13 protein-coding genes are annotated in these 15182 nt (G+C 41.1%); 7 read left to right on the top strand and 6 right to left on the bottom strand.

What is annotated here, in order from left to right; translation table 11 throughout:
* Window positions 1-124: 124 nt before the first annotated feature.
* The 4 genes from WFH04_RS07065 to WFH04_RS07050 are packed head-to-tail and all read left to right on the top strand — an operon-like array spanning window position 125 to window position 6346.
* On the top strand, window positions 125-1117 hold the full coding sequence (locus WFH04_RS07065) for an AAA family ATPase (RefSeq protein WP_336823363.1): 993 nt from the start codon (window positions 125-127) through the stop codon (window positions 1115-1117).
* Window positions 1117-1989 (top strand): DUF58 domain-containing protein, encoded by an 873-nt coding sequence (locus tag WFH04_RS07060; RefSeq protein WP_336823362.1) that lies wholly within the window; start codon window positions 1117-1119, stop codon window positions 1987-1989. The genes WFH04_RS07065 and WFH04_RS07060 overlap by 1 nt, the downstream gene beginning before the upstream one ends.
* 12 nt (window positions 1990-2001) lie before the next feature.
* Window positions 2002-3765 (top strand): vWA domain-containing protein, encoded by a 1764-nt coding sequence (locus WFH04_RS07055; RefSeq protein ID WP_336823361.1) that lies wholly within the window; start codon window positions 2002-2004, stop codon window positions 3763-3765.
* Window positions 3749-6346, top strand: coding sequence for a VWA domain-containing protein (locus tag WFH04_RS07050; protein ID WP_336823360.1), 2598 nt, complete (start codon window positions 3749-3751; stop codon window positions 6344-6346). Before WFH04_RS07055 ends, WFH04_RS07050 begins: the two co-directional genes overlap by 17 nt.
* A gap of 57 nt (window positions 6347-6403) precedes the next feature.
* On the opposite strand, the gene WFH04_RS07045 is transcribed toward WFH04_RS07050, so the two are convergent.
* From WFH04_RS07045 to WFH04_RS07020, 6 genes are all read right to left on the bottom strand, one after another.
* Window positions 6404-7594 carry an MFS transporter gene (locus WFH04_RS07045; RefSeq protein ID WP_336823359.1) on the bottom strand — a complete coding sequence of 397 codons (1191 nt, stop codon included), beginning with the start codon at window positions 7592-7594 and terminating at the stop codon, window positions 6404-6406.
* 345 nt (window positions 7595-7939) lie between these two features.
* On the bottom strand, window positions 7940-9010 hold the full coding sequence (locus WFH04_RS07040) for an ABC transporter substrate-binding protein (protein ID WP_336823358.1): 1071 nt from the start codon (window positions 9008-9010) through the stop codon (window positions 7940-7942).
* Window positions 9007-9807, bottom strand: coding sequence for an ABC transporter permease (locus WFH04_RS07035; protein ID WP_336823357.1), 801 nt, complete (start codon window positions 9805-9807; stop codon window positions 9007-9009). The genes WFH04_RS07040 and WFH04_RS07035 overlap by 4 nt, the downstream gene beginning before the upstream one ends.
* Window positions 9791-10615 (bottom strand): ABC transporter permease, encoded by an 825-nt coding sequence (locus WFH04_RS07030; RefSeq protein WP_336823356.1) that lies wholly within the window; start codon window positions 10613-10615, stop codon window positions 9791-9793. Before WFH04_RS07030 ends, WFH04_RS07035 begins: the two co-directional genes overlap by 17 nt.
* Window positions 10605-11711 carry an ABC transporter ATP-binding protein gene (locus WFH04_RS07025; protein WP_336823355.1) on the bottom strand — a complete coding sequence of 369 codons (1107 nt, stop codon included), beginning with the start codon at window positions 11709-11711 and terminating at the stop codon, window positions 10605-10607. Before WFH04_RS07025 ends, WFH04_RS07030 begins: the two co-directional genes overlap by 11 nt.
* A 15-nt stretch (window positions 11712-11726) precedes the next feature.
* Window positions 11727-12269, bottom strand: a complete 543-nt coding sequence (locus tag WFH04_RS07020; protein ID WP_336823354.1) for a helix-turn-helix domain-containing protein — start codon at window positions 12267-12269, stop codon at window positions 11727-11729.
* Between the two features lie 293 nt (window positions 12270-12562).
* Here WFH04_RS07020 and WFH04_RS07015 point away from each other — a divergent pair, with 293 nt between their 5' ends.
* The 3 genes from WFH04_RS07015 (at window position 12563) to WFH04_RS07005 (ending at window position 14410) form a co-directional block, all read left to right on the top strand.
* Complete coding sequence (locus WFH04_RS07015) at window positions 12563-13090, top strand: peroxiredoxin (protein WP_336823353.1); 528 nt, start codon at window positions 12563-12565, stop codon at window positions 13088-13090.
* An 81-nt stretch (window positions 13091-13171) separates the two neighbouring features.
* The gene (locus WFH04_RS07010; RefSeq protein WP_336823352.1) at window positions 13172-13621 is read left to right on the top strand and encodes a TlpA family protein disulfide reductase; all 450 of its coding nucleotides are present in this window, start codon (window positions 13172-13174) and stop codon (window positions 13619-13621) included.
* 129 nt (window positions 13622-13750) lie between these two features.
* On the top strand, window positions 13751-14410 hold the full coding sequence (locus WFH04_RS07005; protein ID WP_336823351.1) for a potassium channel family protein: 660 nt from the start codon (window positions 13751-13753) through the stop codon (window positions 14408-14410).
* Window positions 14411-15182 lie beyond the last annotated feature (772 nt).

The following is a 15182-nucleotide window of genomic DNA, read 5'->3' as shown; positions in this document are numbered from 1 at the left end:
GTTGTCAACAAAAGACATAGGCTGAATTAAGTTAACGTTTTTTAAACGATTACTGAGTTTACGATGAAGTGTACATATAGGATTAAAAACATAAAGTTGAGATCCTTACAAAGGGGGAATCATATTGGCTTATTCACCGGAACAATTTAAAGAAATTAGCGAACAGCTATCACTTGTAAAAGAAGAAATCGGAAAATTTATTGTAGGGCAACAGGAAGCCATTGAGTTTTCCCTTTATTCCATACTATCAGATGGCCATGCATTGTTGGAAGGATTGCCCGGATTAGGTAAAACGATGTTAATTCGCACGATTTCAGAAGTGCTGGATCTGTCTTTTTCGAGAATTCAATTTACACCAGATTTAATGCCTGCTGATATTACAGGAACAAGTATTTTGGAACGGAATGAAGACGGGCAACAAAAATTTGCCTTTAAGGAAGGCCCGATATTCAGCCAAATGGTTTTAGCGGATGAAATCAACCGCGCGACGCCTAAGACGCAAAGTGCGCTTCTTGAGGCGATGGGTGAAAAGACGGTAACTGTACTTGGAGAGACACGGAAAATGCAAAAGCCATTCTTCGTCCTTGCTACGCAAAACCCAATTGAGATGGAAGGGACATATCCGCTTCCAGAGGCTCAGATGGACCGGTTTTTATGCAAGATTTTATTGCCATATCCTTCAAAAGATGAGTTGAAAGAAATTATGCTTCGTACGACTGGACCGTATACGATACCGATTAAAAAGGTAATGAATACGGAAAAAATCATTATTGCCCAGGAATTGACAAAGGAAGTTGTGATCGCGGATGAGATGGTAGATTATGCTGTAGATCTTGTATCGGCTACACACCATAAATCCGAAGGTGATAATGAATGGAGTCAATATGTGCAGTATGGCAGCGGGCCGCGTGGATTGCAGTCAATCATCCGACTTGCGAAAGCGAGAGCATTAATGGCTGGACGATTCCATGTATCGATCGCTGACATTAAGTCGGTTGCAAAGCCAGCACTGAGACATCGTGTGTTAATGAATTATGAAGGGGAAGCGGAAGGAATTGATGTTGATAAGCTCATCGACAAACTGTTAGATGAAGTGAAGCAAGGGGCAAGCGTATAATGCAAAAGGAGCTTTTTCCAGATCGATTAACGAAAAGGTTAGGTTCATTGTCAATTGTAAGTCGTTCCAAACGGCTCGGTCACCATAAAGGCACCCATCGATCAAGAAAAACTGGAACGTCTTTGGATTTTTCCGACTTTCGAGAGTATCATCCTGGGGATGATTTGCGACATATTGATTGGAATGTGTTTGCGCGAACAGAAAAACCGTTCATTAAACAATATTTAGATGAACAAGAGATGAGAATTCACATTCTTCTCGACCCGACCTTATCTATGGGAGTGGACGGGAAATGGGATTTTGCAAGGCAAATGGCAATTGGTTTAAGTCATATTGCACTGAAAAGTGGAGATACGGTTTCATTTTCCACTTGGACTCATAAGAAACAGCTATTTTTCCGAAAAAAAGGGGCCCTACACAGAGCATCCTTTACGAAATTTATCTCTACGATCGATTCACCAACTTCGGGAGAATCGTTTGCTGAACAAGCTTTGCGCCATATACCAAAAGCTGTGACAGTTTTATTTATTATTACAGATGGCTTGGAAGACTTGACTGAATGGGAAAAGCTGTTCCGCAAGTTACCTATGATTTGTAAAGATATTCGAGTGGCGACGCTTCATTCACCACAAGAAAATTCACCCATTTATGAGGGGGATATGCGCTTTGTAGATATTGAGACAGGCAAAGAAGTTGAGGTGTCTATGTCCTCTAAAATGGTTGAAGAGTATGTACAAAGGAAAGCAAGACATGAAACTACCTTGATTTCCTTGGCTAATAAATATGGTATTCAACTGCTACGGACAGAAGTCGGTGATGGAATTATGAATACTTTTGTCAAGAAAATGCGGCATGCAGGATGGGTTCGATAGGGGGACGGCCAATTGGGATTTGATCATGTAAGCAATCTATGGACGGCAATCTTTCCGTTAGCCGTCCTTCTTTATTATTTTTTCAGGAAAAAGTACAAAACAGAAATGATTTCTTCCACATTGTTTTGGGAGAAATCAATGAAGGAAACAAAAGTATCCCCATATTTGAAAAATTTACAGCAAAATGCTTTATTTTATTTGCAAATGGCGGCTTTGCTTTTATTGTTATTCATCCTAATGGATCCATTCATACCGAAAGAACAAGGTGATGATGAGCATACGATTTTCATCGTCGACACTTCTGCAACGATGACAGCTGTGGAAGATGATTTGTCTTTATTCGAGGCGAATCGTGCGGTCATGAAAGAAATCGCTGAGGAGAGAGCAGGCGAAAGCTTTTCGTTAATTACTACCGGAAAAGAGCCTTCAATCATCTTGCGTGAGGAAAGGGACGCACGCAAAGTGTTAGAAGCGATTGAACATTTGGATGTTGAGTATGAGAACGAGAAGATCGATCGTTCCATCGACATTGCCAGATCAATTATTGCAGGAAGCAGCGCAGATATTCATATATTTACAGATCAAATGGATCGGTCTGCATTCGTAGATACAGAGGAAGGCATACATTGGACATTACATGTTAATGAAGCAGAAATAGCAAATATTTCAATCGAAAAATTTGGGGCGATACTCTCTGATGATGGTGTGGAAGCTATTTTAAAAGTAAACAATCAAACAGAGCAGGACATTACAGGCACGGCAATTATTTGGGACGAATTGAGTGGAAAAAAACTGCTTGAGAAACCTTTCGAAATAGAAAAGAAAGATACGACTCTTGTTTCATTTCAACAATTGCCTGAAACAATCGCCCTTCGCGCGGAGATTGACGTGAATGATGATTACTCAGCAGATAATTCTGCATTTGTTTTAATAGGAAATGATGCATCGGAAGCTATAGTCGATAGCAATCTTCATGAGCTAATAAAAAAAGCATTTGATGCGATCGGGTTGGCTGTGACAACTGGATCAGCAGCTGAATTGAAAGCGGCAGTGGATCAGGCTATTATCGTCACAAATGACGTTTCCTTTTTGCAGGAAGGCGTCAGGCCGATATTATTAATTGGCAGAAATGATGAACGAGCAGAGGAAATATCGGGGCAGATTAAAACGGAAGCGGATCCGTTATTTTCACTCGGTTCAATCGATGATGTATATGTACAATCGATTTATCCATCTTTCGAAGAATACGAGACGATTGCATATATCGGTGAACAGCCTTTCATTCAACGATCCAAAAGAGGAGATATTATTATTTTAACCGACATCGGATCGACCGATTGGCCGCTCCATCCATCATTTCCATTATTCTTTTGGAGTGCTGTGGAATCATTGCGTTCGGGGACGGATATAGCCGGCCTTTTCCATCCAAATGAACGGAAGGCGATTTTATCATCAGGCATGTCTGATGATATGGAAGTATTCACTGTAAAGGATGAGTATGTCGAGTCGTTTGCTAATGGCAATCATTTCATTGCACCTATGAAACCGGGCATTTATAAGTTGATCGATGGCGGTAAAGAGAAATATATCGCTGTTCAGCTTGAATCCACTGAGAAATCGATCGGTTCCGGGAGCAGCTTCAAATTTGGAAGTGATCACGCAGACGGTGTAAAAGAAGAAGGAAAAAATAAATTTGGTTGGCTATTCGTTTTGCCGGTGCTTCTTCTTTTGCTAATTGAATGGGAGGTGCAAAGGCGTCGTGGATATCCGAATTGAACAGCCTTTTTGGCTTTTATTGCTCCTTCCAATTGCTGCCTATTTTGTTTTCACATGGCGTTCATCTAATATGAAATGGCGGAGCCGCGGCACTATTTTATATGTTTTGCGTAGCTTGGCAATTATCTTGCTATTAATTTCATTGACGATGCCAACAATGATTTTGCCAGATGATGAAGAGCAAGTATTGTTTTTGGTCGATCGCTCTGTGTCGATTGAAAATGCGGGGGAAATTGCAGATGAATGGATTGCTGAAAGTTTAAAAGCACGCCAAGCGCATCAATCGGTAGGCATTTATTCATTCGCAGGAGATTTTAGAACAGATATTCAGTTAACTGACAGAGACATTGCTCCACCTGTTGTCGAGCCGATGGAAAAACGGGATGCAACCAATATTGCAAACAGTATTGACCTTGCTTTAGCGGTCGCCAAACATAATTTGGCGACTCGAATTGTTTTGCTATCCGATGGGCTTGAAACGGAAGGATCGATTGAAGAACTTTTGCCGAAATACAATTCTGATCGCATTCAAATTGACACAGTTACGTTGGAACGACCAAATAGCAATGATGCTTCGATTTCTTTATTTGAAACACCAAGAACAGCGTATGAAGGTGAAAAGCAAGTATTGAAAGTGGAGGTCGAATCATCGAGCAAGACGACCGGTGAATTGCTCCTCTATCGAAACGATCAGGAAATATTAAGCCGTGCTGTAGAATTGGATGAAGGAGGCAACACTTTTTCTTTCCAAGTTGAAGCGGAAGGCAATGGGCTATTAAAATATGAAGCGAAGTTAATTGTACCAGATGACAGTTTTCTTGAAAATAATAGGATGCTGTCTGTTACGATGGTGAAAGAATCACCAAAGGTCTTAGTCGTTCAAACTGAGCGCAGCCCTTCTGCAATACCGGCGCTATTAGACCGTCAAGCACTTGAAGTTGATGTTGTGAACGCCGATATGCTCCCAGAATCGTTATCGGGTTATTTGCCTTATGGAGCTATTTTGTTCGATAATGTGCCAGGCCATCTCGTCGGTGAACATAAAATGGGTGTTATTGAACAAGCGGTCAAAAATTTTGGTACTGGCTTCATGATGATTGGCGGGGATGAGAGCTTCGGGCTAGGCGGCTATTTTAAGTCGCCAATCGAAAGACTACTACCTGTTGAAATGGAAGTGAAAGGGAAAGAACAACTGCCTTCATTAGGGCTAGTCATTGCCTTAGACCGATCTGGAAGTATGTCAGGTTCGAAGATTGTTTTAGCGAGAGAAGCTGCAGCGCGGGCGGTTGAATTGCTGCGCGATGATGATACGTTCGGTTTCACAGCATTCGACCATGAAATATGGGAAGTCATTCCTGTAGGCCTGCTACATGATAAAGTGGATGCAATTGAGCAGATTTTATCGGTTCCGGCTGCTGGTGGAACTGACATTTTTCCTTCCGTAGCGAAAGCATATGAAGATCTATCTGATTTGAAACTTCAACGCAAACATATCATTCTATTAACAGATGGCCAGTCGGAAATGCCGCCTGGATATGAGGAAGTAATAGAAGAGGGAAAGAAAAACAACATTACGCTATCTACGGTTGCAATTGGTACCGACGCAGACTGGGGACTGCTTGAAGAGCTATCTGATCAAGGGGGCGGACGTTTCTATGATGTCGTTGATGAATCGACAATTCCGGCGATCTTAACGAGGGAAACATCCATGCTTACAAGAACTTATATTGAAGACGATCCATTTTATGCGGAATTCAGCAATGTTCCTGAATGGACAAACGTTTTCAATGAAGGGGTACCGCAGATGAATGCTTATATCGCAACAACTCCGAAAGCTACTTCTACAATTGTAGCGGAAAGTCCGAAAGAGGACCCGGTTATCGCCGAATGGATGTATGGACTTGGTAGGACAGTTGCGTTCACTTCGGATTCATCTGGTAAATGGTCCGGAGATCTTGCTCGATGGTCAGGGTATCCGGAGTTTTGGAACGCTGCTGTTTCACGGCTTCTACCTTCTTATGAAGAGGTTCCTTTTCTAATTACACATGAACGTGGCGGTGTTTTCACTGTTACCGACAGTTCAAGAAAATCGGCATTCTTGGACATTGCGATTGTAGATGAGAAAGGTAATGAAGTGGATTTCCAATCTGAACCTTTGGCACCCGGAAAAACAAGAGTGACAATTGATGCTGATCCGGGCCTTGTATTTTTCCGCGTATCGGATGAAAAAGGTGGAATGTTCGAAGCGGGTGTTTCGGTTCCTTATAGTGATGAGTATAAACCTTCAAGTCCAAATGCTGCTTTAATGGAAAAAATAGCTGAGCGGACAGGGGGAGCTGTATTGGACGAAAATCCTGCCGATGCATTCAGGCAGCACCCATTCAAAAGTGGGGAAAACTTGCCAATTAACAGATGGTTAATGTTAATGGCGATGATTCTGTTTTTCGTAGATATAACGTTGCGTAGATTTGGTATGCTTTCCGGCTTGTTCGCAAGACCTGTGAAAGAGATTGAGCCGACAGTAGTTCGTCCAAAAGAGGATCATGTATCTGAACTGTTAAAAAACAAAAAGAAGCGATAAAAAGAACTGCCGTACGAATCCATACGATTCTTGCGGCAGTTCTTTTTCATCTATGAATCATGTAGTGCGTGTTTGTGCAATCAATTCGTTGTTCTTCCGTGACCAGATGCTTGCGATTAAAGCACAAATTAATAAAATGAAAGTGCCTAATAAATATGGGAATGTTATGTTAATATCAAAAATTGACCCAGCAAGCGCTGGTCCGATCATATTGCCTAAACTCATATAGGCATTCATCATGCCTGCTGCAAACCCTTGCTCTTCCCCGGCTAATTTTGAAATGAGCGTATTTACTGCAGGGCGAAGAAGAGATGTAGCAACCGAGAATATTGTTGCGACCAAAAGAATCGTCCAAAACATATTGACGAATAAAATTGCAAGCATAGAAAAAGCGGCTACTAGTAAGTTGCAAAGAATGACCGGCATCTCCCCAAACCGTTTGAACAACGGATTAATGACGAAGGTTTGTACAATTACACCGACAAAACCGCCAACGGTTATAAGAACTGCGATTTGAGAAGGACTGTATCCATATTTATGGTCGACATATAAAGAGATTGTCGATTGATAATTGGCAAGTCCAAATGAAAAGACAAACATGACAATTAAAATGACGAAATAGGAGGTTTTTGTCGAACGTTTTAATTGCTTAATTAGATTTTCAGGTTTCTTGTCTGCCATCCCTTCAGAAACAGCAGGCGTGGGGTTTGGAAGGATGAAGGTTGATAGAAGTGCTGCGAATAGAGCAGCTCCCCCCGCAAAGTAGAATGGGAAATATAAACTAATATTCGCTAAGAAACCACCAATTCCCGGTCCAATCATAAAGCCTAATGACATAGAAGCCCCTAATAGCCCCAATCCTTTACCCCGTTCCTCAACGGTCGTTATATCCGCTACAAAGGCCATCATCGGAGGAACGATGAAAGCAGAACCGAATCCTGAAAAGAACCGAGCTACGAATAACATCCACAGCTCAGTAGAAAAACTGAAAGCAAGCTGTGAAAGTCCATTGATAATAAGTCCGATAATAATAATCTTTTTCCTTCCGTGCTTGTCAGACAAATCGCCAGCAAGGGGAGAGAATATAAATTGCGCAAAAGAGAATACTGCAATTAAAAAACCTAAAACAAGACCAGCAGCGCCAAATGTACCTAAAAACTTCGGCATAATCGGAATGATCAAGCCGACGCCGGACATGGCGATGAACATATTAAACATTAAAATGAATAGAACAAACTTTTTCTCCATTGGCAATCCACCTTCTAATTATTTCGTATCACTGAATTTTACCATATCGTAGCAATGAAAACACTTTGGGCGAACGCATATCCAGTAATTCTCTAAAATGGATTGATACGGTTTACTAAATGAATCGCACTTTCTTTACATATCAAAACACGAACTGCAACGTACTATACAAAACTTTAGAAAAACGGAAAGTGAAAATGCTTCAGTATAGCGTATAAATTGTCAAAAACGCATCACAAAACCACGGAAAATATTCTTAATGAAGTTGATCGGACTCCGTTCATTCATTAATGAAACCTAAAGGGCGATTTCCTGTTCAATAGAAAATCGCCCTCTCAAATTAACCTATTTCATATCCATTTTGAACTCTAAAAACAGTTCATTATAAACGCCTAACATTTCCAAGCCTAAGTTTTTATATACTTCTAAATGGCTTCGAGTTTCTTCATCTGGATAAAAACGTTCATCTTCTACTACTTCGGGATCCATCAAATCAAGTGCGGATAGATTCGGTGTTGAATAGCCGACATAATCAGCATTTTGAGCAGCTACTTCAGGATCTAACATGAAATTGATGAAAGCATGGGCACCTTCTATATTTTTCGCGGTTTTAGGAATGACAATATTATCAAACCATAAATTTGAACCTTCTTCAGGAATGATATAATCAATTTCTTCGTTTTCATACATCATATCAGCTGCTTGACCAGACCATGTAAGTGCAACAGCAGCTTCATTATTCACCATTAGCTGTGTCACTTCGTCTCCGATGACCGCTTTTACATTCGGGCTCAACGCTTTTAACTTGTCAGTCGCTTGGCGAAGTTCGCCCATATCTGTTGAATTCAATGAATATCCAAATGAATTCAGCCCCATGCCGATTGTTTCCCGCGCACTATCGACCAAAATGACCTGTTGTTTTAAAGAGGGATCCCATAACTTATCCCATGATTCGAAAGTTTGGCCTTCTAACAATGTCGGATTGAAGGCGACTCCTACAGTTCCCCAGAAGTAGGGGAGGGAATACTTGTTTCCCGGATCAAAAGGCAAATCTAAGAAGTAAGGATCGATATTTTTGATATTCGGAAGTAGATCATAGTCCAGCGGCAATAGTAAGTCTTTTTCCATCATCATTTCCACCATATACTCGGACGGCATCGTAATATCATAAGAAGTTCCGCCTTGCTCGATTTTGCCCATCATACCTTCATTTGAATCAAATGTTTCGTAAATTACTTTAATGCCGGTTTCTTCCTCAAATTGCTTCAATAGATCGGGGTCAATGTATTCTCCCCAGTTGTAAACAGTGATCGTATCTTTTCCGGATTTGCCACTTTCATTTAATTCGGCATTAATGAATAAAAGGATTCCAGAAACGATGAGAATGAGTATGGCGCCTTGCCAAATCGATTTCATTTCTTCACCCCCGTTAATGGGGATTTCGCTTTTTGGCTAATTGCGTAATAGCCTACTACCAATACGACGGTTATGACGAAAATGATTCCAGAAAGTGCATTAATCGTCAAGCTAATGCCTGTGCGCGCCATTGAATAGATTTCAACGGATAAGGTAGAAAAACCATTGCCTGTCACAAAGAAGGTAACCGCGAAATCATCCAATGAGTAAGTAAGCGCCAAGAAAAAGCCTGCAAAAATCCCAGGTTGGATGAATGGCAAGACGACCCTCGTCATTACGTCTTTTTTGGACGCTCCTAAGTCAAGAGCCGCATCGATCAACGTCGGGTTCATCTCTTGCAATTTCGGCAACACCATAATGACGACAATCGGGATGCTAAAGGCAATATGGGAAATGAGGACTGATGCAAAGCCCAATTTCACTCCTACCATCGTAAATAAAATTAAGAACGACGCACCAATAATGACATCGGGACTAACGATCAAAATGTTATTCAATGAAAGGATCGCATTTCTTGCTCCGCGATTTCGCATAAAATAGATCGCCAACGCGCCCAACACGCCGATCGTTGTCGATAGCAGTGCAGAAAGCAAGGCGATGACGACCGTATTAATAACGATGCTTATGAGACGTTTATCTTCAAAAACAGCTGCATAATGCTCCCAAGTAAATGATTCAAAATGTGACATCCCTCCTCCAGAATTGAAGGAGTAAAAAATTAAATAAAAAATAGGTGCGTATAGAATAATGAATACGACAGCCAAATAGAGTTTTGGAAGCTTACCGATTCTTTCCAATGCCAGTCGTCCCCCTTTCTGCGCCGCCCGTTAATAGCATAATAATAAACATGAAAAGGATAAGGAAAACTGCAATCGTTGAACCCATGCCCCAGTTTTGTGTAACGAGGAATTGTTGTTCAATCGCAGTACCTAACGTAATCACTTTATTTCCTGCGATTAGGCGTGTAATCATAAACAAGGATAATGCAGGGATGAAAACAACTTGCACACCAGATTTCACACCATTTAGCGTTAATGGCAAAATCACTCTTCTGAACGTTGTCCAAGCATTCGCCCCTAAGTCACGAGAAGCGTCTATTAAAGCCGGATTCAACTTATCCAATGCGTTAAAGATCGGTAAAATCATAAATGGAATAAAAATGTAAACTGACACGAAAACAAAACTGAAATCAGTGAACAGGATTTGCTGTTTGCCGATGCCTACAGTTTCCAAAAATGCATTTAATGGACCGTACAAGCCCATAAGTCCAATAAAAGCATACGTTTTCAATAATAGGTTGATCCAAGAAGGAATGATGATCAACAAAAGCCAAAGCTGTTTATGTTTAGTTTTTGTAAGCAAATAGGCTGTCGGATACGCAATCAATAGTGAAAAGAACGTAATTAAAAAAGCGTACCAAAAAGAACTGATTGTCAGTTTCAAATAGACCGATGAAAAAAAGCTTTTATAATTGCCTAATGTAAAATTCCCTGATAGATCGAAAAAGGAATAGTAGACAATAAGGGCAATCGGCGCGATGACGAAAAGTAAAATCCAAGCTCCGTAAGGGACCATATAGAGTGAGCGCAGACGATTATCCTTCATTGTCAGACACTCCATATGCTTCAAGTCTCGCGTCATAATCCTCTTCGGACTCATTCAACCTCATGACATGGATGTCTTCAGGATTAAAATCAAGCCCAATCGTTGTGCCAACTTCCGCTTTTTTTGTTGAATGGACAAGCCACTCATTGCCATCCGAATCATAAGTTGAAAGCTCATAATGGACGCCACGGAACAATTGCGTATCAACTTTTACGTTTAATTTTCCGCGGTCGATCGATGTGATTTCAAGGTCTTCCGGGCGAAGGACAATATCCACTTTTTCATTTGGCTGTAGGCCGGCGTCTGCACAAACGAACCGTTTACCGGTGAACTCGACGAGATAATCCTCGATCATTCTGCCTGATACGATATTCGATTCACCGATGAAATCAGCAACAAACCGGTTAATAGGCTCATCATAAATATCTAACGGCGTGCCGGATTGTTGGATGGCGCCCATATTCATGACGAAAATTTCGTCTGACATCGCAAGTGCCTCTTCTTGGTCGTGCGTGACAAAAACGAACGTCTTGCCTAACCTTTGCTGCAATTCACGCAGCTCATATTGCATTTCGGAACGCAATTTTAAATCCAAAGCGGATAATGGTTCATCTAATAAAATGACTTCTGGATCGTTCACAATCGCGCGTGCAATGGCGACACGCTGTCTTTGGCCTCCGGACATTTCAGTAATTTCCCGATTTTCGTAACCGGCAAGATTGACGAATTTTAATGCTTCTTTTACGCGTACGTCAATCTCTTCCTTTTTTACTTTTTTAATTCGTAATCCGAAAGCGACATTCTCATAAACGTTGAGGTGAGGGAATAACGCGTAATCTTGGAAAACCGTATTCACTTGACGCTCATTTGCAGGAACATCGTTAATTTTCTTTCCGTTAAAAAAAATTGAGCCTTCCGTCGGTTCAATAAACCCGGCGATCAATCGTAAAATTGTCGTTTTCCCGCAGCCGGAAGGGCCTAATAATGTGTAAAACTTTCCTCGTTCCATTTCGAAAGAGACGTGATCCAAAACTGTCGTATCACTTCCATATCTCTTTACGACATTTTCAAATCGGATGATCGGTTGTTGATCCATAATCATTATCCCCCTTTATAAATAAGATTCTGTAGCGACTAAAATCAGCTCGCTCAATCCATCATTCGCGTTCGTCACACGATGATGGTCTGATGCTTCATAGTAAACAGCATCTCCCTTCATTGCAATGAATTTTCGTTTACCAAGCTCAATTTCCACTTTCCCTGATAAAACATAGATAAACGTTTCAGCAAGGGAAGGCTCGAACTGTTTAAATTCCCCGTTTTTCAAAAAGGTTATATGGACGGGCTCCATTTCATTTTCATTGGAGCGGGGAACTAACCAACGTATGCTATATTTCAATTCATCGTCCACATACGTTGTTTGTTCGGATGGAGAGTAGACGACTTTCATATTTTTCTTTGGCTCATCAAAAAATTCCTTCGGAGTCGTACCTAATACTTCCAATAAGGCAAAAAGCGTTTCAATCGACGGGGAGGTCACTTCACGTTCCAATTGTGAAATATACCCTTTCGTCAAATCAGTGCGTTCGCCCAATTCTTCTTGCGTAAGTCCTTTTTTGAGTCGTAGGCTTTTAATTTTACTTCCGATATGCATGACAGTAAATCCTCCCTTCTGCAAAACGGAGTTTAGTATTACTGTACTTTAAGTTTACTATAAACCTTTTTTATTATACAAAATTACCAATGGAAATCAAACATTTTTTAAGAAAAAACCGTAAGCAAAATAATTTTAAGGAAAATCTTACTATGAATGTATGGATATAGTGAATGAATCAGCAGTTAGTGTCTTCAATAGAAATAAATGAATGTTGAATTGATAGAATAGATTTGATATTCTGAATGAAGGGAGTGAAGGAGATAGATAACGATATGTAGGAGGGATAAACTATGATTGAAAGGATCATTGGTAAAGAAGCTCCCAAATTTACGATGATTGCTGTACTGCCGGATAAGTCATTTGGAACTGTAAGTTTGGAAGAAAATATGAATAACGGTAAATGGACTGTTCTTTTTTTCTACCCATTGGATTTTGCTACTATCTGCCCGTCAGAAATTACAACTTTATCGGATCGCTACGAAGAATTTGAAAAGCTTAATGCACAATTGATTGGAGCATCGACAGATACAGTTTATACCCATCTTGCATGGATCAATACGAAACGAAAAGACAGAGGGCTTGAGCAATTGAATTTTCCACTTGCTTCAGATCGCAATCAGTTAGTTTCGCGTCGATACGGTGTTTTAATCACAGAAGAGGGCATTACACTGCGCGCGTTGTTTATTATTAGTCCGGAAGGTATTTTGAAATATGAAGCAGTATTTTGCGATGACATTGGCCGTGATGTGGATGAAACACTTCGTGTGCTACGCGCGCTGCAAATCGGTGGCCTAACCGTTAATTGCGAAAAACAGTAAGTGGATGATTCACATCGCCATTTGAAAACTCCTTGCATATTATGAGCAATGGGGATCTTTTCAAAATGGAGGAGATGCAATGTGAGATTAAAAGAACAGATGCCTGAATTAGACGGCGCGACTGCTTGGTTAAATGGAAGAAGAACAAAATATGATCTAATCGGCAGAAATCCGACCCTCATCCATTTCTGGTCAATTAGCTGTCATTTATGCAAAGAAGCTATGCCTGTATTGAACAAATTTAGGGACAAATATAATAATGAACTGAACATGATCGCCGTACATATGCCGCGATCCAAATACGATACCGATTTAGAACAAATTGAAGACGTAGCAATCGAGCATAATATCCTTCACCCGATTTTTGTAGATAACGATTTGGAATTGACGAATGTATTTGATAATCAGTATGTGCCTGCTTATTATCTATTTGACAAAGAGGGGAAATTGCGCCATGTACAATCTGGCGGAAGTGGAATGGTAATGCTTGAACAACGTATTATCCGATTATTGAATGAACCAAATAGATAATCATTTCTATCGATCCGGTGACCTTTTCAGGGAGCCGGATAATTTTATTGTTTTGAATCCTATGTAGATAGATAAAAGGAGATATGGTACACTAATTTCACCTATCGTGTCAGATTGGAGCGATTGTTTATGAAAAAGGAATTTGTTGTCATCGGCTTAGGTCGTTTCGGGGGCAGCATCGTAAATGAATTAGTTAAATTAAATGCCGAAGTGATGGCGATCGATATTGATCCAGAGAGGGTAGAGGATTATGCCCAAATAGCGACACAGGCAGTTCGAGCAGATACTACAGATGAATCTGCGCTTCGATCTTTAGGCATTCGGAATTTCGAACATGTCGTTATAGCAATCGGTGAAAACATCCAGTCAAGCATATTAACGACACTTATATTGAAAGAGATCGGTGTTAAAAAAATCACTGTGAAAGCCCAGAATGATTATCATGAAAAAGTGCTTCGGAAAATTGGCGCAGACCAAGTTGTTCACCCTGAACGCGATATGGGGATACGGATTGCCAACAACATGGTTTCAAATAATATATTGGATTACTTGGAGCTTTCCGATGAATACTCGATCGTCGAAATAAAGGCGAATGAAAAACTTGCAGGCTATACATTAATCGACCTTGATATTCGCGCAAAATATGGGGTTAATATTGTTGCTATTAAACGAAGTTCACAAATTTTAGTTTCGCCGCAAGCAATTGAAGAAATACGATTGAATGATATTCTAATTGTCATCGGCTCTGACATTGATATTCATCGTTTTGAAAAGAAAGCTCTTCATTAACATGTAAAAAAGCTGTCCGCCAATTGGATTCTTAATTGGTGAACAGCTTTTTATACTTTTTTATCGATACGCTTGGTGGAGCTAAGCGGCGTTCTCCGCTTTAGTTTTCATCCAGACTCCGGCGACCAGCTCCTCGGGTCACTTCAGAAAAGAGCCTAAGGCAAAAAGCGCCTTAGGTTCTTTTCTTCCAGTGCCTGTCGGAGCTAACCGGTCGCCTCCGCTTTTGTTACATCCAGACTCCGAGGGGCAGCTGCTCGGGTCGTTTCGGACTTAAAAATAAAGGCAAAAAGCGCCTTTATTTTAAGTCCTCCGACATACAGGACGTATTAGTGCCGACGTTGCCGCAGGACGCGGCGTTCTTAGTCGGCCAACGCCTGTCGCAGTTAACCGCCTCCTTCCGCTTTTGCTATCATCCAGACTCCGGCGACCAGCTCCTCGGGTCACTTCAGAAAAGAGCCTAAGGCAAAAAGCGCCTTAGGTTCTTTTCTTCCAGTGCCTGTCGGAGCTAACCGGTCGCCTCCGCTTTTGTTACATCCAGTCTTCGAGGGGCAGCCCTTCGGGTCACTTCAGAAAAGAGTCCAAGGCAAAAGGCGCCTTAGACTCTTTTCTTCCAGTGCCTGTCAGGGCTAACCGCCCCTCTCCGCTTTTGTTATCATCCAGACTTCGAGGGGCAGCCCTTCGGGTCACTTCAGAAAAGAGTCCAAGGCAAAAGGCGCCTTAGACTCTTTTCTTCCAGTGCCTGTCAGGGCTAACCGCCCCTCTCCGCTTTTGT

This window comes from Sporosarcina sp. USHLN248, assembly GCF_037144575.1.
In the GTDB taxonomy this organism is placed as follows: Bacteria; Bacillota; Bacilli; order Bacillales_A; family Planococcaceae; genus Sporosarcina; species Sporosarcina contaminans.
The sequence above is the reverse complement of the archived record's forward strand: the minus strand, read 5'-3'. Positions and strand labels throughout refer to the sequence as shown.